The sequence below is a fragment of the Microbacterium sp. Root180 genome (genome assembly GCF_001428485.1).
GTDB lineage: Bacteria > Actinomycetota > Actinomycetes > Actinomycetales > Microbacteriaceae > Microbacterium.
Genome location: NZ_LMHS01000001.1, coordinates 357,377 through 377,428 on the forward strand (window position 1 = coordinate 357,377; position 20,052 = coordinate 377,428).

The 20,052-nt window shown below is 70.9% G+C and carries 23 protein-coding genes and 1 riboswitch; of the genes, 6 read left to right on the plus strand and 17 right to left on the minus strand.

What is annotated here, in order from left to right; genetic code table 11:
• The first annotated feature begins 6 nt into the window (after window positions 1-6).
• Window positions 7-747: a hypothetical protein gene (locus ASD93_RS01615; protein ID WP_157536835.1), complete on the plus strand. Its 741-nt coding sequence runs from the start codon at window positions 7-9 to the stop codon at window positions 745-747.
• A gap of 281 nt (window positions 748-1,028) precedes the next feature.
• Here ASD93_RS01615 and ASD93_RS01620 read toward each other — a convergent pair whose 3' ends face one another.
• The 4 genes from ASD93_RS01620 to ASD93_RS01635 are packed head-to-tail and all read right to left on the minus strand — an operon-like array spanning window position 1,029 to window position 5,565.
• The gene (locus ASD93_RS01620; protein WP_056117934.1) at window positions 1,029-2,420 is read right to left on the minus strand and encodes an FAD-binding oxidoreductase; all 1,392 of its coding nucleotides are present in this window, start codon (window positions 2,418-2,420) and stop codon (window positions 1,029-1,031) included.
• Window positions 2,417-2,803 carry a YrdB family protein gene (locus ASD93_RS01625; RefSeq protein WP_056117936.1) on the minus strand — a complete coding sequence of 129 codons (387 nt, stop codon included), beginning with the start codon at window positions 2,801-2,803 and terminating at the stop codon, window positions 2,417-2,419. The genes ASD93_RS01620 and ASD93_RS01625 overlap by 4 nt, the downstream gene beginning before the upstream one ends.
• Window positions 2,804-2,839: 36 nt before the next feature.
• Window positions 2,840-3,967, minus strand: coding sequence for an N-acetylglucosamine-6-phosphate deacetylase (gene nagA / locus ASD93_RS15830; protein ID WP_056117937.1), 1,128 nt, complete (start codon window positions 3,965-3,967; stop codon window positions 2,840-2,842).
• The gene (locus ASD93_RS01635) at window positions 3,964-5,565 is read right to left on the minus strand and encodes a beta-N-acetylhexosaminidase (RefSeq protein ID WP_082569103.1); all 1,602 of its coding nucleotides are present in this window, start codon (window positions 5,563-5,565) and stop codon (window positions 3,964-3,966) included. Before ASD93_RS01635 ends, nagA begins: the two co-directional genes overlap by 4 nt.
• A 148-nt stretch (window positions 5,566-5,713) precedes the next feature.
• Window positions 5,714-5,798, plus strand: a riboswitch (ZMP/ZTP riboswitch).
• Between the two features lie 72 nt (window positions 5,799-5,870).
• Between ASD93_RS01635 and glyA the strand changes: the two genes are divergently transcribed.
• The 3 genes from glyA to ASD93_RS01650 all read left to right on the plus strand — a co-directional run bounded on the left by glyA (window position 5,871) and on the right by ASD93_RS01650 (window position 8,909).
• Window positions 5,871-7,145, plus strand: coding sequence for a serine hydroxymethyltransferase (glyA, locus tag ASD93_RS01640; protein ID WP_056117940.1), 1,275 nt, complete (start codon window positions 5,871-5,873; stop codon window positions 7,143-7,145).
• Complete coding sequence (locus ASD93_RS01645; RefSeq protein ID WP_056117941.1) at window positions 7,145-8,023, plus strand: bifunctional methylenetetrahydrofolate dehydrogenase/methenyltetrahydrofolate cyclohydrolase; 879 nt, start codon at window positions 7,145-7,147, stop codon at window positions 8,021-8,023. Before glyA ends, ASD93_RS01645 begins: the two co-directional genes overlap by 1 nt.
• A 115-nt stretch (window positions 8,024-8,138) precedes the next feature.
• Complete coding sequence (locus ASD93_RS01650) at window positions 8,139-8,909, plus strand: alpha/beta fold hydrolase (RefSeq protein ID WP_056117946.1); 771 nt, start codon at window positions 8,139-8,141, stop codon at window positions 8,907-8,909.
• A gap of 11 nt (window positions 8,910-8,920) precedes the next feature.
• Here the strand turns inward: ASD93_RS01650 and ASD93_RS01655 are convergent, their stop codons facing one another.
• Both ASD93_RS01655 and ASD93_RS01660 read right to left on the minus strand, forming a co-directional pair.
• Entirely contained in the window at window positions 8,921-9,568 is a 648-nt protein-coding gene (locus ASD93_RS01655) for an NAD(P)H-dependent oxidoreductase (protein ID WP_056117947.1), read from the minus strand.
• A complete protein-coding gene (locus ASD93_RS01660) occupies window positions 9,565-10,029 on the minus strand; it encodes a MarR family winged helix-turn-helix transcriptional regulator (protein WP_056117949.1) in 465 nt (154 codons plus the stop codon). Before ASD93_RS01660 ends, ASD93_RS01655 begins: the two co-directional genes overlap by 4 nt.
• A gap of 180 nt (window positions 10,030-10,209) precedes the next feature.
• Between ASD93_RS01660 and ASD93_RS01665 the strand changes: the two genes are divergently transcribed.
• Together ASD93_RS01665 and ASD93_RS01670 are read left to right on the plus strand one after the other, a co-directional pair.
• The gene (locus tag ASD93_RS01665; protein ID WP_056117952.1) at window positions 10,210-10,611 is read left to right on the plus strand and encodes an MmcQ/YjbR family DNA-binding protein; all 402 of its coding nucleotides are present in this window, start codon (window positions 10,210-10,212) and stop codon (window positions 10,609-10,611) included.
• Window positions 10,608-11,150 (plus strand): AAA family ATPase, encoded by a 543-nt coding sequence (locus ASD93_RS01670; protein ID WP_056117954.1) that lies wholly within the window; start codon window positions 10,608-10,610, stop codon window positions 11,148-11,150. Before ASD93_RS01665 ends, ASD93_RS01670 begins: the two co-directional genes overlap by 4 nt.
• A gap of 45 nt (window positions 11,151-11,195) precedes the next feature.
• On the opposite strand, the gene ASD93_RS01675 is transcribed toward ASD93_RS01670, so the two are convergent.
• The 11 genes from ASD93_RS01675 to hpaD all read right to left on the minus strand — a co-directional run bounded on the left by ASD93_RS01675 (window position 11,196) and on the right by hpaD (window position 20,032).
• On the minus strand, window positions 11,196-11,930 hold the full coding sequence (locus ASD93_RS01675) for an amino acid ABC transporter ATP-binding protein (protein ID WP_056117956.1): 735 nt from the start codon (window positions 11,928-11,930) through the stop codon (window positions 11,196-11,198).
• The gene (locus tag ASD93_RS01680; RefSeq protein WP_056117958.1) at window positions 11,927-12,772 is read right to left on the minus strand and encodes an amino acid ABC transporter permease; all 846 of its coding nucleotides are present in this window, start codon (window positions 12,770-12,772) and stop codon (window positions 11,927-11,929) included. Before ASD93_RS01680 ends, ASD93_RS01675 begins: the two co-directional genes overlap by 4 nt.
• A gap of 28 nt (window positions 12,773-12,800) precedes the next feature.
• Complete coding sequence (locus tag ASD93_RS01685; RefSeq protein ID WP_056117960.1) at window positions 12,801-13,661, minus strand: ABC transporter substrate-binding protein; 861 nt, start codon at window positions 13,659-13,661, stop codon at window positions 12,801-12,803.
• Window positions 13,662-13,838: 177 nt separating this feature from the next.
• Window positions 13,839-14,078 carry a hypothetical protein gene (locus ASD93_RS01690; protein ID WP_056117962.1) on the minus strand — a complete coding sequence of 80 codons (240 nt, stop codon included), beginning with the start codon at window positions 14,076-14,078 and terminating at the stop codon, window positions 13,839-13,841.
• Window positions 14,079-14,190: 112 nt separating this feature from the next.
• Window positions 14,191-15,249: an RNA polymerase sigma factor gene (locus ASD93_RS01695; protein ID WP_056117963.1), complete on the minus strand. Its 1,059-nt coding sequence runs from the start codon at window positions 15,247-15,249 to the stop codon at window positions 14,191-14,193.
• Complete coding sequence (locus tag ASD93_RS01700) at window positions 15,249-15,629, minus strand: YciI family protein (RefSeq protein ID WP_056117966.1); 381 nt, start codon at window positions 15,627-15,629, stop codon at window positions 15,249-15,251. Before ASD93_RS01700 ends, ASD93_RS01695 begins: the two co-directional genes overlap by 1 nt.
• 74 nt (window positions 15,630-15,703) lie before the next feature.
• Complete coding sequence (locus ASD93_RS01705) at window positions 15,704-16,276, minus strand: hypothetical protein (RefSeq protein WP_056117968.1); 573 nt, start codon at window positions 16,274-16,276, stop codon at window positions 15,704-15,706.
• 50 nt (window positions 16,277-16,326) lie between these two features.
• On the minus strand, window positions 16,327-17,124 hold the full coding sequence (locus tag ASD93_RS01710; protein WP_056117970.1) for a transglutaminase-like domain-containing protein: 798 nt from the start codon (window positions 17,122-17,124) through the stop codon (window positions 16,327-16,329).
• Between the two features lie 82 nt (window positions 17,125-17,206).
• The gene (locus ASD93_RS01715; RefSeq protein WP_056117972.1) at window positions 17,207-18,007 is read right to left on the minus strand and encodes an HpcH/HpaI aldolase family protein; all 801 of its coding nucleotides are present in this window, start codon (window positions 18,005-18,007) and stop codon (window positions 17,207-17,209) included.
• Window positions 17,992-18,777 carry a fumarylacetoacetate hydrolase family protein gene (locus tag ASD93_RS01720; RefSeq protein WP_056117973.1) on the minus strand — a complete coding sequence of 262 codons (786 nt, stop codon included), beginning with the start codon at window positions 18,775-18,777 and terminating at the stop codon, window positions 17,992-17,994. Before ASD93_RS01720 ends, ASD93_RS01715 begins: the two co-directional genes overlap by 16 nt.
• Before the next feature lie 94 nt (window positions 18,778-18,871).
• The gene (hpaD, locus tag ASD93_RS01725) at window positions 18,872-20,032 is read right to left on the minus strand and encodes a 3,4-dihydroxyphenylacetate 2,3-dioxygenase (RefSeq protein ID WP_056117975.1); all 1,161 of its coding nucleotides are present in this window, start codon (window positions 20,030-20,032) and stop codon (window positions 18,872-18,874) included.
• Window positions 20,033-20,052 lie beyond the last annotated feature (20 nt).

The window sequence follows — 20,052 nt, forward strand, 5'->3', positions numbered from 1 at the left end:
GACGCCATGCGAGCCGACTCTGCTGTCAGGACGCGGGCCGGACGAGTCGTCTTCGTCGTCGGCGGAAGCATGTTCGTCTTGGCGGGCTGCGCTGCGTTCGCGCAGACCCCGGCGAGTCCCCTGTTCGAGTGGGCTCAGCAGGGGCTCATCCCCTACGACCTGTTCACGATCGTCCCGCAAGTCGTCAGCGGGGCGATGTCGGCGCTGGCGATGGTGCTCTTCGCGGTGGGCGCGCCCAGCGGCGGAAGCGTCGTCGCGCGCAAGCCCCTCGGTGTGATCACGCTGCTCGTCTTCGCGGTCTGGCCCTACGTCACCCAGGTCGTCTGGGCCATCCTGCCGTACGAGGTGATGGCGGCATGGCCCCCGCCGTTGTCGATCGCGTTCTCACTCGTGCCCGTCGTGGCGGGCCTCATCGCGGTGTTCGAGATCGCGCGGATCGGAGCAGTGCCCGGCGGCTGGCGGTGGCTCCCGGCGGTCGCCTACCTCGCGGTAGTGGGTTCGATCGTCGTCGTGCAGGTGGCGCAGAACCTCGGGTGGAACAACGGCGAGGCCTACGCACCGATCGTCATGGTCCCCTACGCGATCTTCATCTTCTCGACGTTCATCGTCCCACTGGTGCTCGGCGTCGCGGCGATCTGGATCAGCGCGGCCGCGGGGCGTCGCGCACGGAAGGACGCGCGCGCCGCGGCACAGGAGGAGGTCGCCGCGGAGGCCGAGCCCGCGCAGGTCTTTCCGCCGCCCGCCTGACGGGGCCTCCTCGGTCCCGGCGGCATCCCGTGTCCCACTTCCGTCGCTCCCGGCCGACCCGTCGCCCCGCTCCACCCCGGTGGCCGTTTGTGCGGGCGAATGCACGCAACGCGCCCGGGCCAGGCACGCATTCTCCCGCACAAACGGAACCGCGCTCCCGGCCCCGCCCGCCCCGCCCCGGTGGCCGTTTGTGCGGGCGAATGCACGCAACGCGCCCGGGCCAGGCACGCATTCTCCCGCACAAACGGAACCGCGCTCCCGCCCCTTGAGGGGCAGGGCGGTCAGGCGCCGAAGACCTTGCCCGGGTTGAGGATGCCCTGCGGATCGAAGACGCGGGTGATCTGACGCTGCAGCTCCCACTGGTCCTCGCCGAGCTCGTCGGCCAGCCAGCGCCGCTTCAGCACGCCGACCCCGTGCTCGCCCGTGAGCGTGCCGCCGAGACGCAGCGCCGCACGGAACAGATCGTCGGCAGCGGCCCAGATGTACTCGGGCGTATCGACGACGCCGAACTCGTCGGGGACGGCGTCGAAGATGAAGTTGGGATGGAGGTTGCCGTCGCCGGCGTGAGCGACCGTCGGGATCACCACGCCGTGCTCGCGCTCGACGCGGGCGATCTCGTCGAACATCGCGGGCAGCGCGCTGCGCGGCACCGAGACGTCCTCGATGAGCGTGGTCCCGAGGGTCTCCATCGCGGGATGCATCGACCGGCGGATCGCGAGCAGCCGCTCGCCCTCCTCGCGGTCGTGCGAGACCGCCACGACCCCGCCCGCAGCACGCAGCACCACGGCGATCGCGTCCGCTTCCACGGCGGACGCGGGCCCGTCCGTCTGGATCGTCAGCTGCGCTGCGCCGGGCGTCGGCTGCTCGAGCGACAGCAGCGCGTGGACGGCGGCGAGGGACGCGGCATCCATCAGCTCCATGATCGCGGGCTGCACGCCAGACGCGGTGACGGCGGCGGATGCCACGGCCGCCGTGCGCACATCGGGGAACGTCGCCGCGATCGTGCACACCTCGCCCGGGACGAGGCGTCGCAGCTTCAGGGTCGCGCCCACGATCACGCCGAGGGTGCCCTCGGAGCCGATGACGAGGGACGTGAGGTCGAGGCCGGTGACGCCCTTCACCGTGCGATGTCCGAGACGCAGCAAGCGTCCGTCGGCGAGCACCAGATCGATGCCGAGCACCGCGTCGCGCGCGACGCCGTACTTCGCACACAGCAGTCCGCCCGCTCCGGTGGCGATGTTGCCGCCGACGGTCGAGATGGCGCGGCTCGCCGGATCCGGCGCCCACCACAGGCCGTGCTCCGCGAGCGCGGCGTTGAGGTCGGCGTTGAGGATCCCGGGTTCGACCACGGCCAGGAGGTCGTCGGGACGCACCTCGAGGATGCGGTCCATCGCCCGCACCGACAGCGCGATCTCGCCGTCGCCCGCGTTCGCGCCGCCCGCGAGCCCGGTGCCGGCGCCGCGCGTGACGACGGGCGTGCGGGTCTCGCTCGCGATGCGCAGCGTCGCCTGCACGTCCTCGACCGATCGGGCGTGGACGACTGCCACAGGAGTCCCGGATGCCGCGTGCCCCGACTTGTCGGCACGGGCGGCCTGGCGCGACTCGGGCGCGAGATCGACGCGCTCGCCGAGAGCGTCGATCAGACGCTGGAGGACCGCCTCCGCATCGCTCACGACAGGCGACGCCTCCCGGCGATCACGCCGATCGTGACGGCCACCACGCCGAAGATGAGACCCGTCCACGCCTGGCCCATGCTCCACCACGCGATGGTCGCCGCCGCGTACACGAGCAGCTCGACGAACCCGCGCACGAACGGGTGCACGGTGAACACCGCCCGCGGCGAGACGAACAGCGCCCACACGAGGATGGCGAGCAGCGGGGCGCCGATGCCGGCGACGATGTTCCACGGGAACGGCCAGGAGGCGAAACCCCAGATGGCGAGCGAGGCGATCGCGAACAGCTCGCACAGGAAGGCCAGGATGTCGATCGCCGACAGGGGAGCGCGGGTGCCGGGTGCGGGCTCGGCGGGCGGCGCGGGGCTGACGGGATCGGACATGACCTCCAGTTTAGGCGGCTTCCGCGGCGTCCCCTGTCAGACGCCGGCGCCGGCGACCCACACGCGCAGCACGTTCAGCGCATCGTCGAGCAGCACGGCGTCGGCGATCGCGCCGGTGTCGAGTCGTCCGAGATCGGGACGCCCGATCGCGCGCGCCGGGACGGTCGTCAGCGACGACACCGCGGTCGGGAGGGCGACGCCGGCCGCGACGACGCGGCGCAGCGCCTCGTCCTGGGTGAGAGTCGAACCGGCGATCGAGCCGCCGTCCGCGAGGCGGGCGATCCCGTCGGCGACGGTGACGGCGAGTCCGCCCAGCTCGTAGCGGCCGTCGGTCGATCCTGCGGCCGCCATCGCGTCGGTCACCAGGGCGATGCGACCGCCCGCTGCGGCGAAGGCCGTGGCGACGACGTCGAGGTCGACGTGCACGCCGTCCGCGATCAGCTCGAGCGTCACGCGCGGATCGCGCAGTGCGGCGACGACCGGCCCGGGGGCCCGGTGATGGATGCCGCGCATCGCATTGAACGCATGCGTGAGCACGCTCGCCCCGGCATCGAACGCCTGCCGCGCGGCATCCGCGTCGGCGTCGGTGTGGCCGATCGCGACGACCACTCCCGCGCGAGTGAGGCGCGTGATCGCCTCCAGGGCGCCCGGCAGTTCGGGCGCCAGGGTGATCTGGCGGATCGTGCCGCGCCCCGCCTCGATCAGGCGGGAGACGGATGCCGCGTCCGGCGCCCGCAGGAGCGATTCGGTGTGGGCGCCCTTGTGGCCGGGATCGAGGAACGGCCCCTCGAGGTGCGAGCCGAGGATCGTGTCGTCGTGCTCGGCGAGGTCCGCCACCATCGCCGCACGGGCGGCGAGGTCGTCCAGCGAGGCGGTCACGAGGGAGACGACCGCCCGCGTCGTGCCGTGGGAGAGGTGGAGGGCGCGCGCCGAGCGGATCGCGTCGGGTCCGTCGTCGTAGGAGACGCCGGCCCCGCCGTGGCCGTGGATGTCGACGAAGCCGGGGGTGAGGCATCCGCCCCCGCCGTCGATGCGCTCGTCGGCGTCCGGACGCGCCGGTCCCGAGCCGCGGGCGGCCACGCGTCCGCGGTCGAAGAGGATCCACGCGTCGTCGGTGACGTGGTCGTCGTCGACGAGGCGGACGGAGTGGACGAGTGTGCTCACTCGGTGACCCAGGGGATCTCGCCCGACGGGTGGAATCCGATGCCGAGGCTGGTCCACAGCGGGCCGAGGGTGCCCACGCGTGTGCGGAACGACTCCCAGGTGCGCAGGTCGCTGTCGCCGGTGGCCGGGGACCAGGCCGCCTCGGCGGCCGCGGCGATGCGCGGGAAGGCCATGGTGTCGATGTCGGCCGCGGTGCGGATGGTCTCCGCCCACATCGGCGCCTCGACGCCGAGGATGTCGGACTCCTCGATGCCCTCGACGACGTCGGACGGCTCCCAGTCGTACGCGCGCTGCACGCTCGTCGGGCCGTTCGCCCACGTGAGGCCCAGCTCGGGACCGGTCGGGTACTTCATGTCGAGGTAGATCGCGTCGGCGGGCGACAGGATCAGCTGTGCGCCGTTGCGCACGAAGCCGCGGGCCTTCTCGTCCATGCCGTCGGTGGGCTGCACGTAGCCCCAGTACTGACCGATCGTGGAATCGGCGAGGTCGGCGGCGGAGCCGGCCTCGTGCCACGCGATCGGCGTCTTGCCGAGATCGGCGATGATCGTGCTCGCTCGCGAGACGAACAGCGCGAAGTCCTCCTCGGGGGTGCCGAGCGCCTCGTCTCCGCCGAGGTGCAGGTACGGGCCGGGCGTCATGCCCGCGAGCTCGCCGAACACGTCGGCGACGAAGTCGTAGGTCGCCTCGTCGTGGATCTTCAGCGACGAGAAGCCCACCGCCATGCCGTCGTACGGCGTGCCTTTCACGGGCAGCTCCCCGCCGTAGTCCCGCGCGGTCTCGCGGATGTGGTCGGTGATCACCGGCTCCTCGACGAGCTCGGGATACGCGAGCCCCACGGCGTGCGTGTGGCCGGGCATGTCGATCTCGGGCACGACGATCATGTGACGGGATGCCGCGTGCTCGACGATCTCGCGGTAGTCGTCCTTCGTGTAGAAGCCGCCCTCGTCGCCGCCCACCGCCGTGGACGAGGCGAGCTCGGTGAGCTCCGGCCGGGACGCGAGGTGGATGCGCCAGCCCTGGTCGTCGCTGAGGTGGAGGTGCAGCGCGTTCAGCTTGAGTCCGGCGGCCCGGTCGATGTACCCCTTGACCGTGTCGACCGAGTGGAAGTGGCGGGCGACGTCGAGCATCACGCCGCGGTACGCGAAGCGGGGGGCGTCGTCGATCTCGACGGCCGGGATGATCCATCCGTCCCCGGAGGGCTGCACGAGCTGTCCGAGGGACTGCACGCCGTAGAAGAGACCCGCCGCGTCGGCGCCCGTGACGACGACGGATGCCTCGTCCGCCGTGAGCCGGTAGGACTCGGCCGCGCCGCCCCGCTCGATGCGCAGGTCGATCGCCGGTCCTTCGCCATCGGCGGCGAGGTCGATCCCCGAGCGGGCCGCGACCAGCGCGGAGAGGGTGGCGACGGCATCCGCCTCTCCCGTGACCGAGGCGGACTCGAGTCTGAAGGGTGCGCCCTCGGCCGGCTGGAGCGAGGCGGGGGCGGGGACGACGGCGATCGACACGGTGGCTCCATTCTGGACGGCGGGCGCGCAGCCCGCCAGCACGACGGCCGCAAGCACGGCTGCGGTGACAGCCCGTCTGCGGCGACGATTCATGTAAAGAGTCCTAACAAATAGGCGTGACGCCAGCCTACCGTCCTCACAGCGCCGATGCCAGAATCGCGAGTCGCCAAAACACGCCGGCGCGGGGAACGTGTCACGGCGTGTCTTGGCGACTCGGTGGGGGGTGCGGCATCCGTTATGCTCGGGGTGTCGCGACTGGCGTTGAGGTGGGTCACCACCGGGAAGCGACGGACTACGGCATTCGACCGCACGCCTGGGCCGATGTGTGTTTCGATACGCGCGCTTCGCGGGCTCGTCAACAACCGCAGTGTTTCATCGCCGCAGTCAAGGAGATCGCCATGACCGATCAGTACTTCAACGCCCCCCTCGCCGAGGTCGACCCCGAGATCGCGCAGGTTCTCGAGCGCGAGCTCGACCGCCAGCGCGGGTACCTCGAGATGATCGCCTCCGAGAACTTCGTGCCGGTCTCGGTGCTGCAGTCCCAGGGCTCCGTTCTCACCAACAAGTACGCCGAGGGCTACCCCGGTCGTCGCTACTACGGCGGCTGCGAAGAGGTCGACGTCGCCGAGGAGCTCGCGATCGCCCGCGCCAAGGAGCTGTTCGGCGCCGAGTTCGCCAACGTGCAGCCCCACTCCGGCGCCACCGCCAACGCCGCCGTCCTGCACGCGATCGCGCGCCCCGGTGACACGCTGCTCGGCCTCTCGCTCGACCAGGGCGGTCACCTCACCCACGGCATGAAGATCAACTTCTCGGGCCGTCTCTACGACATCGTCGCGTACGGCGTCGACCCCGAGACCTCGACGATCGACATGGACGAGGTGCGCCGGCTCGCCATCGAGCACCAGCCGAAGGTCATCATCGCCGGCTGGTCGGCGTATCCGCGTCAGCTCGACTTCGCCGCGTTCCGCGCGATCGCCGACGAGGTCGGAGCGCTGCTCTGGGTCGACATGGCGCACTTCGCGGGCCTCGTCGCCGCCGGGCTGCACCCGAACCCCGTGCCGCACGCCCACGTCGTGTCGTCGACCGTGCACAAGACGATCGGCGGTCCCCGCTCGGGCTTCATCCTGACCAACGACCCCGACATCGCCAAGAAGATCAACTCGGCCGTGTTCCCCGGCCAGCAGGGCGGCCCGCTCATGCACGTGATCGCCGCCAAGGCGACCGCGTTCAAGCTCGCGGCGACCCCCGAGTTCAAGGAGCGCCAGGAGCGGGTCCTGAGCGGCGCCCACATCATCGCCGAGCGGCTCTCCCAGCAGGATGTCGTGGATGCCGGGATCACGGTCCGTTCGGGCGGCACCGACGTGCACCTCGTCCTCGTGGACCTCCGCAACGCCGAGATCGACGGCAAGCAGGCCGAGGATCTCCTCCACGAGATCCACATCACGGTCAACCGCAACGCGGTGCCCAACGACCCGCGTCCGCCGATGGTGACGTCGGGCCTGCGCATCGGCACGCCGGCACTCGCGACGCGCGGCTTCGGCGACGCCGAGTTCACCGAGGTCGCCGACGTCATCGCGCTGGCGCTGCTCCCGGGTGCGGATGTCGAGGCGCTGCGGGCCCGTGTCGCGACGCTGACCGCCGCTTTCCCGCTCTACCCGGGCCTTCAGCAGTAATGGTCGCGGTCCGACTGGACGGCAAGGCCGCAGCGGCCGACATCAAGGCCGAGCTGGCCGTGCGCGTCGTCGCGCTCAAGGAGCGCGGCATCATTCCGGGCATCGCGACCGTGCTCGTCGGGGCCGATCCCGCCTCGCAGCTGTACGTCGGGATGAAGCACCGCGAGTCCGAGTCGATCGGCATGAACTCGATCCAGCGCGAGCTTCCGGCCGAGGCCACGCAGGCCGACGTCGAGGCGCTGATCGACGAGCTCAACGCCGACCCGGCCTGCCACGGCTACATCGTGCAGCTGCCGCTGCCGAAGCACATCGACACCGACGCGATCCTCGAGCGCATCGATCCCGCCAAGGATGCCGACGGCCTGCACCCGACGAATCTCGGCCGACTCGTGCTGAACGTGAACACGCGGATCACCTCACCGCTGCCGTGCACGCCGCGCGGTGTGATCGAGCTGCTGACGCGCAACGGCTACGACCTCCACGGCAAGGATGTGGTCGTCGTGGGGCGCGGCGTGACGATCGGTCGCTCGATCGGCCTGCTGCTCACCCGCCGCGAGTACAACGCGACGGTGACGCTCACCCACACCGGCACCGCCGACCTCGCGCATCACCTGCGCCAGGCAGACGTCATCGTGGCGGCGGCGGGCGTGAAGCACGTCGTGCGCGCCGAAGACGTGAAGCCGGGCGCTGCGGTGCTCGATGTCGGCGTCACCCGAGAGGTCGACCCCGAGACGGGCAAGTCGAAAGTGCACGGGGATGTCGCTCCCGACGTCGCCGAGGTCGCCGGCTGGCTCTCGCCCAACCCCGGGGGAGTCGGCCCGATGACCGTCGCCCTGCTGATGACGAACGTCGTGGAGGCCGCCGAGCGCGGCGCCTGAAGGCGAATTCGGGGCGCGTTTCGCCCGTTTGGGGCGTGCGATATGCGCCCCGACGGACGAGATACGCCTCGAGCTGCCCTGGCTGCTGTCGGAACCGGGTGGTTCACTCATCGGTATGGAGACGACGAACTCTGCCGATGGAACCGTGATCGCCTTCGAACGGGTCGGTGAGGGCCCCGCGGTCGTGATCGTGGGCGGCGCCTTCTCGGTGGCCTCCGACGGTCGCGCGATCGCTGAGGCGCTGGCGGATGCCGGTTTCACGGCCGTGACCGTCGACCGGCGCGCCCGCGGCTCGAGCGGAGACCGCCGAGGTTCCACGCCTGCGGACGAGGTGAACGACCTCGCCGCCGTGGTCGAGGCTGTGGGCGGGGAGGCGATCGCATTGGGCCACTCGTCGGGTGCGGTGCTCGCGCTGTACGCCGCGTCGAAGGGGGTGCCGTTTCGCCGGGTGTTCCTCTCCGAGCCGCCGTTCCGCTTCGGCGTCGACGAGCCCGATGCGCGGCTTGCCGAGAGGCTGCAGGAGCTCGTCGACGACGGCAGGCTCGAAGACGCCGTAGTCACCTTCCAGCTCGAAGGCGTCGAGCTGCCGCCGGCGATGGTGGAGCAGATCCGGCAGAGCGATCTCTTCGCGACGCTCGTTCCGCTGGCGCAGTCCACGGTCTACGACGCGACGCTGACCGCGCAGGTCTCGACGCCGACGGCCGAGATGCAGGCGGTCGCCCCGGTCACGATCCTGCGGGGCGAGCAGACCTTCCCGATCCTCGTCACCGCGGCCGATCGCCTCGCAGCGGCGATGCCGCACGCCGAGCTCGTGATCGTCCCGGAGTCGGTCATGCATCGCCCCGATCCCGCCGCGACGGCGAGGGTCGTGCGCGAACGCGCCTGAGTTCTGCGCGGTCAGGCTTCGACGAATGCCTCGCGGGGGCGTGCGCGGACCGACTCGGCATCGGTCGCGCCGAGCGAGGCCATGCCGCCGATCCATCGCTCGCGATCGGCATCCGTGCGGTGGCGAACTTCCGACAGGCGCGTCACGCCGCGCACCTTGATGCCGCAGTACTCCAGCGTGGCGTTGCGCAGCGACCGGATCGGCGCGTCGCGGTAGGTCCAGGCGTTCCAGACGACGGGCGAGTCCATCGTCATGACGATCCGCGCGGTGCGGCCGGTGAGCAGCTTGTCCCACAGGCGGCCGGTGGGACGGTAGCGGAAAGCGAAGCCCGACACGAAGACGCGGTCGATCCAGGTCTTGAGGGCTGCGGGGTACGACCCCCACCACTGCGGGAAGAAGATCGCGACGTGGTCGGCCCATTCGACATCGGCGATGTACGCGGCGACGTCGGGGCTGAGTGCCACCTCGTCGTCGGTGCGGGGGACGCGAAGCTGAGCGCGGACGGACGGATGCTCCGGCACGGCGTCGTGCGCGAGGTCGACCATGCGCACGTCGGCGCCGCCGGCCCGCGCGGCGCTCGCGTACGAGTCGGCGAGGGAGTGGGTGAGGCTGCCGGCGAGCGGGGTGCCGACGATGACGAGGATGCGGGGAGCGTTCATGTGCGGTTCTCCTGAGGAACGGGACCGGGCTGTCCCTTGATGAAGGCGGTGAGGGCGACGAGCTGGGCGTTGAGGCGGGGTGCATCGATGGGGTCGTCGGCGAGCGCGGGGTGCGAGAGCATCTCGGCGAAGGCGTGCTCGAGCACGCCTCCCGCGTCTCGGACGAGCGCGGAACCCTTCGGGGTGAGGGAGAGCAGGATGCTGCGCCCCGCGCCGGGCTGCGATGCGGCCGTGATCCATCCCTCGTCGACGAGCCCGGGGACGCGCTTGCTGACGGCCGCCTTGGTGACGCCGAGACAGTGTGCGAGCGTCGTCATGTCCGCCGGCTCCGCGTCGAAGAGCACCGCGAGGAACTGGAAGTGGTTGTACGTCACGCCGTACCCGCGCTGCAGTGCGGCGTCGGCGAACGCGTCGAGTTCGGCGAGCAGCTCGTGGAGCGTGAAGGTCAGTCGATCGGACACGTCTGCGAGTCAACCAGTTGACTCGACGTAAGTCAACTGGTTGACACTGGTTCGGGCGCCTCGCATCCGGGCGCCCGCAAGCCGGCTTTTCATGTCACGATGAGACGCCCCCGGCGGGACATAGGCGCGTTCTCGGCAAGCGGGGAATTGGATGTCGGCGGGTCCTCCTACGCTCGCGGTGTGGCCATTCTCGACGACGTCCGGCGAACCGCGGACCGCCTGCCGGGCAGCGAGGAGCGCGCGACCACCGGCGGGGCGGCGTGGTTCGTGCGCGGCAAGCTGTACGCCTGGGAGTGCCACCCGTGGCCGAGCATTCCCGAAGAGGTGCGGGCGATCGTCGCGAGCGAACTCGTCGTCGCGGTGAAGATCGCCGACCGGGTCGACGCCCTCGCCCTGCGTGAGATGCAGCCCGACGTGTTCCTGCCGGCGACCACCGCATGGAGCGAGCCGAAGGTCGCATTCCGCATGGGCGGCATCGACGCCGATCATCTCGCCGAGCTCGTCACCGAGGCCTGGCGCACCCAAGCGCCGAAGTATCTCCGGCGGGAGTACGACGACGCGCCGGCGGGGCAGCCGGCGTGAGCGGGAGCGTCACGATCCTCACCGGGCCGGCCGGCGCGGGCAAGAGCACGGTGGCCAGGGTGCTCGCCGCGTCCCTCGAGCTCTCCGTCCACCTGCACACCGACGACTTCTGGGACTTCATCTCGGCCGGCGCGATCCTGCCGTACCTGCCCGGATCCGACGCGCAGAACCACACCGTGCTCGAGGCCACTGCCGCCGCGGCGTTCGCGTATGCCGAGGGCGGCTACGACGTCGTCGCCGACGGGGTGGTCGGGCCGTGGATGCTCGATCACTACCGCGATGCGGCGCGGGAGCATCCGGGCATCCCGCTGCGGTACGTCGTCCTCAGGCCCCCGCTCGATGCCACCCTCGAGCGGGCACGATCGCGCACGGCGGCGAACGCCCTCACCGACGCCGACGTCGTCGCCGATCTCTGGGGCAGGTTCACAGAGCTCGGCGTGCTCGAAAGGCACGCCATCGACACGACCGCCCTCGACGTCGATCAGACCGTGGCGGCCGTCCGATCCGCGCTGGCCTCACCCGAGTACGTCATCCGCTGACTTCTCGCGAGCGGATGCCGGTGCTCGATGACGCCATTCTCACCGTCACGCGGTGAATCGGGCGAGGAACTCGCGCGTGCGGTCCTCGCGCGGTGCTCCGAAAACCTCCGCCGGAGTCCCCGACTCGAGGATGCGCCCCCCGTCGAGGAACATGACGCGGTCCGCGACGTCGCGGGCGAACGCCATCTCGTGGGTGGCCATCACGATCGTCATGCCGTCGTCGGCGAGCGAGCGCACGAGGTCGAGCACGTCGGCCACGAGCTCGGGATCGAGGGCCGAGGTGATCTCATCGAGCAGCAGCACTTCGGGGTCGGTCGCGATCGCGCGCACGATCGCCGCGCGCTGCTGCTGACCGCCCGACAGGCGATCAGGGTGCTCGTGGGCCTTGTCGGCGAGTCCGATGCGCTCGAGCAGCCGCATGCCGCGCTCTTCCGCGTCGACCCGCCGCACTCGCCCGACCACGCGGGACGCGAGGGTGACGTTGTCCAGCACCGAGAGGTGCGGGAACAGGTTGTAGCTCTGGAAGACGATCCCGAAGCGGGCACGCAGGCGGTTCGCGTCGATGCGCGGATCGGAGATGTCTTCGTCGTCGAGCAGGATCCGCCCGTCGTCGATCGGCTCGAGCAGGTTGAGGCAGCGCAGGAGCGTCGACTTGCCCGATCCGCTCGCGCCGATGAGGGCGACGACCTCGTGCGCATCCAGCGACAGGTCGACGCCCTCGAGCACCGGGCGGTCGCCGAACGACTTCCAGATCCCCTCCGCGCGCAGCAGTGTGGTCACAGCACCGAACCTGCCTGCTCTCGATCGCGCAGCCGCGCGGTGTACCAGTCCGTGAGCCGGATCGTGGGGAACGCGAGCAGCACGAACAGTACGCCCGCGACGACGTAGGGCGTGAAGTTGTACGCCAGCGATGCCTCCGACCGCGCGGCGGCGACAGCATCCATCGCCCCCAGGATCGAGACGAGACCCACGTCTTTCTGCATCGAGATGAAGTCGTTCATGAGCGGCGGCGTCATCTTGCGCAGCGCCTGCGGGAGGACCACGCGTCGCAGCGTCTGCACGTGCCCGAGCCCGAGGGCCCGCGCGGCGAGCCGCTGCGACGGATGCACGGACTCGATGCCCGCGCGGATCACCTCGGCCACGTACGCGGAGTACGTCAGAGTGACCGCGATGACCCCGAGCACGACGGGGGAGATGCGGGTGTTGAGGATCGTCGGAAGACCGAATCCGAACAGGTAGAGCACGATGATGAACGGCAGGCCGCGGAACAGGTCGGTATACGCGGCGGCGACGAAGCGCACGGGGAAGAACACCGGGCCGCGGAGCGTCCGCAGCAGCGCGACGATCAGCGCGAAGATGCTGACGGTGACGACGGACCAGCCCAGCACCTGCAGGTTGAGCAGGAAGCCCTCCCACACGCGCGGGAACGCCTGGACGGCGACCGCGGGGTTGAAGAACGCCTGCTGCACTGCCGTCCAGCCGGCGGTGTTGAAGACGAACACCCACGCGAGCGCGGCGAACGCGATGGTCGAGCCGATCGCGACCAGCACCGATCGCTGCGACTGCCGCCTTCGAAAGGCGCGTCGATCGAGCTCGAGCGCACTCGGCTGGTGCAGGGTCACGTGACGACGTTAGCGGAGCGGCGCGAGGTCACTGCAGCTGGGTGATGCCGTCCGTGAAGACGCCGAGCCACTCCTCCTCCAGCTGTTCGAGCGTCCCGTTGTCGCGGAGCGTGTCGACCGCCGCCGTGACCGCCGCCGTCAGCGGGGAGTCCTTCGCCAGCAGCAGCCCCCACTGGTCGGGCACGCCCGCCGCGGGCAGCTCGCCGACGATGAAGGAGTCGTCGATGTAGAAGTTGGCCGCGACGTACGCCGTCGGCGTATCGAGCACGATCGCGTCGATCTGATTCGCGCTCAGCGCAGCGACGGCATCCTCGTTCGAGCTGTAGAGCTGCGGCTCGACGTTCGGGGCGATCGCCTCTTCGATGGTCGTCGCGCTCGTCGATCCCGACATGGCACCCAGCACGAGATCCTTGAGCCCCGCGATGTCGGTGACGCCCTCGGCCGCGCCGCCCTGCAGTGCGACGACGGACTGGCTCGCCTCGTAGTACGGCGACGAGAAGTCGACCGCCTGCTTGCGCTCGTCGGTGATCGTGTACTGCTGGATGTTGACATCGAAGCTCTTCGGGCCCGGCGCGATGGCCGCTTCGAAGCTGGTGCGCACCCACACGACGTCCTCCGCGTCGAAGCCGAGCTCCTCGGCGACGGCGTAGGCCACGGCCGCTTCGAAGCCCTCGCCGGACTCGGGGGCGTCGTCGATCACGTAGGGCTCGTAGGCGGTCTCGCCGGTCGCGATCGTCAGTTTGCCCGGCGTGATGAGGGCATCGGCCGGGAAGGCCGCGTCGTCGCTGGGAGCGGAGCTCGGCGATGCGGGGGTGTTCGATGCGCAGCCGGTCAGGGCCAGGACAAGGGCGGCGCCGACGACGGCGAAGCGGACGGAACGGCGAACCATGGGAGCCTCCGGGATGCTGGGATGCCGCGCCGGATGCTGTGCCGAATGCTGTGCGGCGGGCGCGGTCACCCCATTCTCGCGGGCGGACGCCGTGCCGGGATCGTTCGGCGGCGAATTGTTACACCGAGGCGATGTTCGGCCGCGCACAGGATGCGCGTGCACCTGTTGCCGGAGGCGCTACTCCTCGGTGCCGTGCGGCATCGGCAGCGCGCCGTCGGCGGGCGGATTCTCGTCGCCCTCGTGCGGCATGGGCAGCGCGCCGTCGACAGCGGGATCCTCGTCGCCCTCGTGCGGCATGGGCAGCGCGCCATCCACCGGCGGCGTCGCGTCGTCCGAGCCGTGGGGCATGGGCATGGCCGTGCTCTGCTCGGCGTCAGCGGTGGCGTCGTGGTGCGGGTGCTCGTTCGTGTCCGACATGGGAATCCCTTCGTCCTTCCCTCCACACTGTCGGGTGGGGCGCCGCCGCGCACGGGTCTTGACAAGGCCGCTCGACGTCGTCGGGTCGCGACCCACGGCTTGGCGCGCGGTCTCAGGTGCGATCCCGCTCGCGGCGGGCCCGCACCGCGGCGAGCGCGGCCGTCGCTCCGGCGGTCGGAGCGACGACGACGAGCCCGCCGTAGAGCGTCACGAGCGCATCCAGGTCGAGCTCGCCGGTACGGGCGCGGTCGCAATGGACGGCCTGGATCGCCGCTTCGAGCTGGAAGCGCCCGAGCGGATGCCCGAGCGCTGAGGCGCGCCGCAGCAGCGCCGCGCCCTCTCGGATGAGTTCGGCATCCCACTCCGCCGGATCCTGTTCGTCCAGCGGCGGCCAGGGGGAGTGGACGCGGGCCGGCGCCCGTGACTGCGCGTAGGTGAGGAGCGCCGCCAGGCCCCAGGCCTCGGGCTCGTCGTCGAGGAGGGTGGCCACGAGGACGGCGAGCCAGCGTGACTCGTCGGCGATCGACTCGCGCGGGGTGTCGCCCTGGTCGAGCCAGTCGATCGCGTAGGCGCCGTAGATCGCCTCGAGCACCGCGGCGAGGCGCTGCGGCATGTCGTCGCGGGTGGGCACGCGGAACGGGATCCCCGCGTCGCGGATGCGGCGCTTGGCCCGCACGAGCCGCTGGGCCATCGTCGCGGGCGCCACATCGAAGGCGGCGGCGATCTGCGCGGCGTCGAACCCGAGCACGGTCTGGAGCATCAGGGGTGTGCGCGCGGCCGGGTCGATCGCGGGGTGGGCGCACGCGAACAGCAGCTCGAGCCGGCGGTCGGGGATCTCGTTGCGGCGCTCGATCACCGCCGAGGGATCGAGCGCGTCGTCGGTCGCGAGTGCCGCCGCGACGACGTCGTCCAGTGCCACGCCGGTGCGGCGCGCGGCCGAGCCGAACGCGTCGCGGAGCCGGTTGCGGGCCACGGTCAGGAGCCACCCTTCGGGATTGGCGGGGATGCCGGCATCCGGCCACGTCCGCAGCGCCCGTTCGAAGGCGTCGGAGAGCGCGTCCTCGGCGAGCGCGAGGTCGCGGATGCCGGACGCCAGGAGCGCGAGAAGGTGGCCGTACGACGCCCGGGCGGCATGCTCTGCGGCCGCCCGGACGTCGTGGCCGTCGGACATCAGCCCGCGAACGGGGTCCAGGCGCCGTCGACGAAGCGCGTCGCGGTCGGACGGATCTCGACGGCGCCCCACCCGGCGGAGGGCGCCTTCGCCGCCCACGCGATCGCCTCGTCGAGGTCGGCCACCTCGACCACGAAGCTGCCGCCGAGCTGCTCCTTGGTGTCGGCGAAGGGTCCGTCCTGGACGCGCAGGGTGCCGTCCGCGGCGCTGACCGTCGTCGTCACCGCAGAGGGCTGGAGAACTTCGGCCGAGCGGAGGATGCCGGCCGCGTCGATCGCCTTGGCGTAGTCGTCGAACTCGCGCATCCCCTCGGCCATCGCCTCGGGGCCGAGCTCGTCGGCGCTCATCTCGGGGTAGTGCAGGAGAAGCGTGTACCGCATGGTGTCGTCCTTTCGTCAGTGCTGCGACACCACGATGACGATCGCGCCGGGCGCGGATCGACAGGTCGCCGCGATCAGCCTTTGCCCAGCTCGTCGAGCATGCGGCGCTGCTCGTCGGTGAGGCCGTCGTCCAACTCGCGGCGCCCGGCCCCGGAGGCCTCGGGGTTCTGCGGAATCGCTGGGGCGGAAGCATCCGTCGCCGTCGCCGACCGCCCACCCGACGCCTTGTCGTACAGGGCGCCCGCGTGCGCCTCGACCCTGTCGTCGATCGCGTCGTAGATCGCCCATCCGATCAGCAGGATGACGGGCGGCAGGACGTAGCCCCAGAACGCACCGAAGAAGCCGCCGCCGATCGTGACGCCCGACAGCAGCACGGTGGCGATCCACACCAGGAACGCGAGCGCGAACGCCAGGAGGAACTCGATGAGCTTCTCACCGGCCTTGGTGCGCTGGTTCGCGGACTTCGCCGCCATCGTGCGGAACCAGTTCTGCACGGCCGGCTTGATCCAGATGGAGATCGCGGTGAGCACGACGGCGGCCCACAGCGCCGACCATCCGACGTGCGCGGGAGTGAGGAATCCGATCACCAGCAGCACGACGATGTTGAAGACGAGCAGCGAGAGGAATCGCACGGTCCACTTCTTCATGGACTCACTGTGCCACGTCGCGCGGCCGGCCCGCGAGATCGGCCGCGACGTCAGCCGATCGAGACGAGCTCGTCGATGTCATCGTCGGGCAGGACGTCGGCCGTGGCCGTGACCTCGATCTCGAGGAGCTCGATACGGCCCGACACGACGGTGAGGAACGCGGTGTCGGCGGCGTCGCGACCGGTCGCGATGCGCACGAGAGTCGAGCGCGGGGCGAGGGTCGTGGCATCCACCACCCGCCACGCGCCGTCGATCCATGCTTCGGCCACCGCGTGGAAGTCCATGGGCATCAGGCCCGGCGCGTAGACCGCGACCTGCCGGGCCGGGATGCCGAGACCGCGCAGCAGCGCCACGCAGAGGTGCGCGTAGTCGCGGCACACGCCCTGCCGGGCGAGGAGCGTCCGCGTCGCGCCGTCGGTGGGCAGCGACGAGCCGGAGACGTACGCGAGCCGCGTGCCCACCCACGACGACACCGACGCGAGCAGCTGGGCCGGATCGCGGATGCCCGCGAACTCGCCCCCGGCCGTCGGTGCGAGCGCGTCCGACTCGGCGTATCGGCTCGGCCTCCCGTACACGAGAAGGTCGGCTTCGGATGTCGCGTCGGCTTCCGCCTCGCCGTGGATCGTCGCGCGATAGGTCGTCTCGAGGCGTCCGACGCCGGCCTTCACACGGTGCAGTCGGGTGCCGTGCGCGTCGGCGACCTCCCGCACCTCGGCCGGAACGCCCCCCACCGTGGCCGAGAACTCCTCCTCCACCGCGGCATATTGCGCGCTCGCCGCCACGGCGAACACGAGGTCGGCAGGTTCGGTCACGTTGAGCGTGATCCGGCTCGAGACATCCCTTCGCATGTGCACAGCGTGTCATGCCTGCGGCGCGAAGGTGTGAGGGTTGACAGCACGAGGATGCAGCGCGGATGCCGCGCCCGGCCGGTCAGTACGACGCGCGGGTCTCCGTGCCGCCGGCGCCGAAGTCCGCGGCGAGGCGCTCGGATCCGCGGGCCAGGAGCGCGACGTCGGCTCCGACGAGGATGAACGCGGCGCCCGCGTCGAGGTAGGCCTGCGCGGCGGCGGGGTCGAAGGCGTTCACGCCCACGGGCTTTCCGGCGGCGCGGACGGCTTCGAAGGCGCGCAGCACGGCGGCCGCGACATCCGGGTGCGTCTGCTGTCCGAGCAGCCCCATCGAGGCGGCGAGGTCGCTCGGGCCGACGAAGACGCCGTCGATGCCGTCGACTGCGGCGATCGCGGCCGCCGCCGCGACACCTTCGACGGTCTCGATCTGCACGAACAGCGACACGTGGGCGTCGGCGTGGGCGAGGTAGTCGTCGACGCGGTTCCACCGGCCCGAACGCGCCAGGGCCGAGCCCACGCCGCGGCGTCCACGCGGCGGATAGCGCACGGCGGCGACGAGCTCCTCGGCCTCGGCGGCCGACGACACCATCGGAACGAGGATGTTCTGCGCCCCGAGGTCGAGCACCTGCTTGAGGGTCACGACGTCGCCGATCGGCACGCGCACCACCGGGGTGACCGGGTACGCGCCGACCGCCTGCAGCTGGGCGAGCACCGACTCGAGCCCGTTGGGAGAGTGCTCCATGTCGATGAGCAGCCAGTCCAGGCCGGCCCCGGCGCAGATCTCGGCGACGAGCGGCGAGCCCGAGCACACCCACATACCGGCGAGCGGCCGGTCGGCGGCTGCGAGCGCATCGCGGAACGTCGGATTCAGACGAAGCGGCATTCGATGACTCCCATCGGTCCGTAGTCGCAGCGCACGGCGTCGCCCCGCGAGACCCACATGGGCCGCGTGAACGACCCCGCGAGGATGATCTCACCCGCTTCGAGTCGCGCGCCATGCTGTGCGAACTTGTTCGCGAGCCACGCCACTCCCGTGGCGGGGTGGCCGAGCACGCCGGCGGCGACGCCGGTCTCCTCGATCTCGCCGTTGCGGGAGAGCACCCCGGGCACCCAGCGGAGGTCGATCTCGTCGGGGCGCTTGCGGACGTCGCCGAGCACCATCGCCCCGTAGGCGGCGTTGTCGCTGATGGTGTCCACGATCGTGCGGCCCTCCAGCTCGATGTGCGAGTTGAGGATCTCGAGTGCGGGGACGGCGTAGTCGATCGCGGCGAGGGCGTCGTCGAGCGTCGCGTCGGGACCCTCGAGCGGCTTCGCGAGCACGAACGCCAGCTCGACCTCGACGCGCACGTTGGAGAAGAGGTCGACCGGGATCTCCGCGCCGGACGCGTAGACGGTGTCGTCGAACATCACGCCGTAGTCGGGCTCGGTGATGCCGGTCGCCTGCTGCATCGCCTTCGAGGTCAGGCCGATCTTGCGGCCCACGAGCGTGCGCCCCGCGGCGAGATTCTGGTCTCGCCACACCCCCTGGATCGCGTACGAGTCCTCGATCGTCGCCTCGGGGTGCCGCGCGGTGATGCGCGGGATCACGCCGTGCGTGCGGTCGGCTTCGGCCAGCTCAGCCGCGAGCGCGGCGATCTGCTCGGGTGACAGCATCCGATCTCCTCCTTCGTCTCGCTTGCCGACAACGCACCTGTGTCACATCTTGAGGCTGCTCGGGGGACACAGGTGCGTTCTCGGCAAGCCGGGGCTACAGCTGGTGGCCGAGCTTGTACTCGCCCTGCTTGTACTCGGGCATCGAGTCTTCGCCGGGGCGCGTGTACGAGAACCCGTCCGCGCCGATCGTCACCGCCATCTCGGACGAGTCGGTGCGTGCCACGACGGGCTGCGGGTTGCCGTCGAGGTCGAGCACGAGGGATGCCTCGGTGTACCAGCTCGGCACGACGGGGTTGCCCCACCAGTCGCGGCGCTGGTTGTCGTGCACGTCCCACGTGATGACGGGGTTGTCGGGGTCGCCGGTGTAGTAGTCCTGCGTGTAGATCTCCACGCGGTGCCCGTCGGGGTCGCGCAGGTACAGGTAGAACGCGTTCGAGACGCCGTGGCGGCCCGGGCCGCGTTCGATCGCGTCGGAGCGGCGCAGCGCCCCGAGCTTGTCGCAGATGGCGAGGATGTTGTGCTTCTCGTGGGTCGCGAACGCGACGTGGTGCATGCGGGGCCCGTCGCCGCCGGTCATCGCGGTGTCGTGCACGGTGGGCTTGCGACGCATCCAGGCGGCATAGACGGTGCCCTCCTCGTCCTGGATGTCCTCGGTCACGCGGAAGCCGAGCGACTGCATGAAGTTCACCGCTCGCGGCACGTCGGGCGTGACCTGGTTGAAGTGGTCGAGGCGCACGAGCTCGCCCGGCGTGTGCAGGTCGTACCGCCAGGACAGCCGCTCGACGTGCTCGGTCTGGAAGAAGAACTCGTACGGGAAGCCGAGCGGGTCGATCACGCGCACCGAGTCCCCGATGCCCTTCACGAACCCGTCCGGATTGCGCCGCACCTCGCAGCCGAGCTCCTCGTAGAACGCGACCGCCCTGTCGAGATCCTCCGGGGTGCGCACCCGGTACGAGAAGGCGGCGACCGCGGCGACGTCGCCCTGCCGCAGCACGAGGTTGTGGTGGATGAACTCCTCGGTGGAGCGCAGGTAGATCGCCTGGTCGTCCTCTTCGGTGACGTAGAGGCCGAGCACGTCGACGTAGAACACGCGCGAGGCGGCCAGGTCGGTGACGACGAGCTCCATGTACGCGCAGCGCAGCACGTCGGGAGCGGGCGCCGTCGGCGTGGGCACCGGGTTGTCGGAGCGGATCGGCGCCTCCTGGCTCACGTAGAAGCCCGAAGAGGTGAGGGTCATGTCATCGCGGTGGGTCATTTCGCGTCCTTGCGTGGTGT

Bases quoted from the DNA above. Each gene is read 5' to 3' on its own strand.
- ASD93_RS01615 (WP_157536835.1), top strand. From the start codon at position 7: ATGCGAGCCGACTCTGCTGTCAGGACGCGGGCCGGACGAGTCGTCTTC.
- ASD93_RS01625 (WP_056117936.1), bottom strand. From the start codon at position 2,803: ATGTCCGATCCCGTCAGCCCCGCGCCGCCCGCCGAGCCCGCACCCGGC.
- ASD93_RS01635 (WP_082569103.1), bottom strand. From the start codon at position 5,565: ATGAATCGTCGCCGCAGACGGGCTGTCACCGCAGCCGTGCTTGCGGCC.
- glyA (WP_056117940.1), top strand. From the start codon at position 5,871: ATGACCGATCAGTACTTCAACGCCCCCCTCGCCGAGGTCGACCCCGAG.
- ASD93_RS01645 (WP_056117941.1), top strand. From the start codon at position 7,145: ATGGTCGCGGTCCGACTGGACGGCAAGGCCGCAGCGGCCGACATCAAG.
- ASD93_RS01650 (WP_056117946.1), top strand. From the start codon at position 8,139: ATGGAGACGACGAACTCTGCCGATGGAACCGTGATCGCCTTCGAACGG.
- ASD93_RS01655 (WP_056117947.1), bottom strand. From the start codon at position 9,568: ATGAACGCTCCCCGCATCCTCGTCATCGTCGGCACCCCGCTCGCCGGC.
- ASD93_RS01685 (WP_056117960.1), bottom strand. From the start codon at position 13,661: ATGGTTCGCCGTTCCGTCCGCTTCGCCGTCGTCGGCGCCGCCCTTGTC.
- ASD93_RS01690 (WP_056117962.1), bottom strand. From the start codon at position 14,078: ATGTCGGACACGAACGAGCACCCGCACCACGACGCCACCGCTGACGCC.
- ASD93_RS01695 (WP_056117963.1), bottom strand. From the start codon at position 15,249: ATGTCCGACGGCCACGACGTCCGGGCGGCCGCAGAGCATGCCGCCCGG.
- ASD93_RS01700 (WP_056117966.1), bottom strand. From the start codon at position 15,629: ATGCGGTACACGCTTCTCCTGCACTACCCCGAGATGAGCGCCGACGAG.
- ASD93_RS01705 (WP_056117968.1), bottom strand. From the start codon at position 16,276: ATGAAGAAGTGGACCGTGCGATTCCTCTCGCTGCTCGTCTTCAACATC.
- ASD93_RS01710 (WP_056117970.1), bottom strand. From the start codon at position 17,124: ATGCGAAGGGATGTCTCGAGCCGGATCACGCTCAACGTGACCGAACCT.
- ASD93_RS01715 (WP_056117972.1), bottom strand. From the start codon at position 18,007: ATGCCGCTTCGTCTGAATCCGACGTTCCGCGATGCGCTCGCAGCCGCC.
- ASD93_RS01720 (WP_056117973.1), bottom strand. From the start codon at position 18,777: ATGCTGTCACCCGAGCAGATCGCCGCGCTCGCGGCTGAGCTGGCCGAA.
- hpaD (WP_056117975.1), bottom strand. From the start codon at position 20,032: ATGACCCACCGCGATGACATGACCCTCACCTCTTCGGGCTTCTACGTG.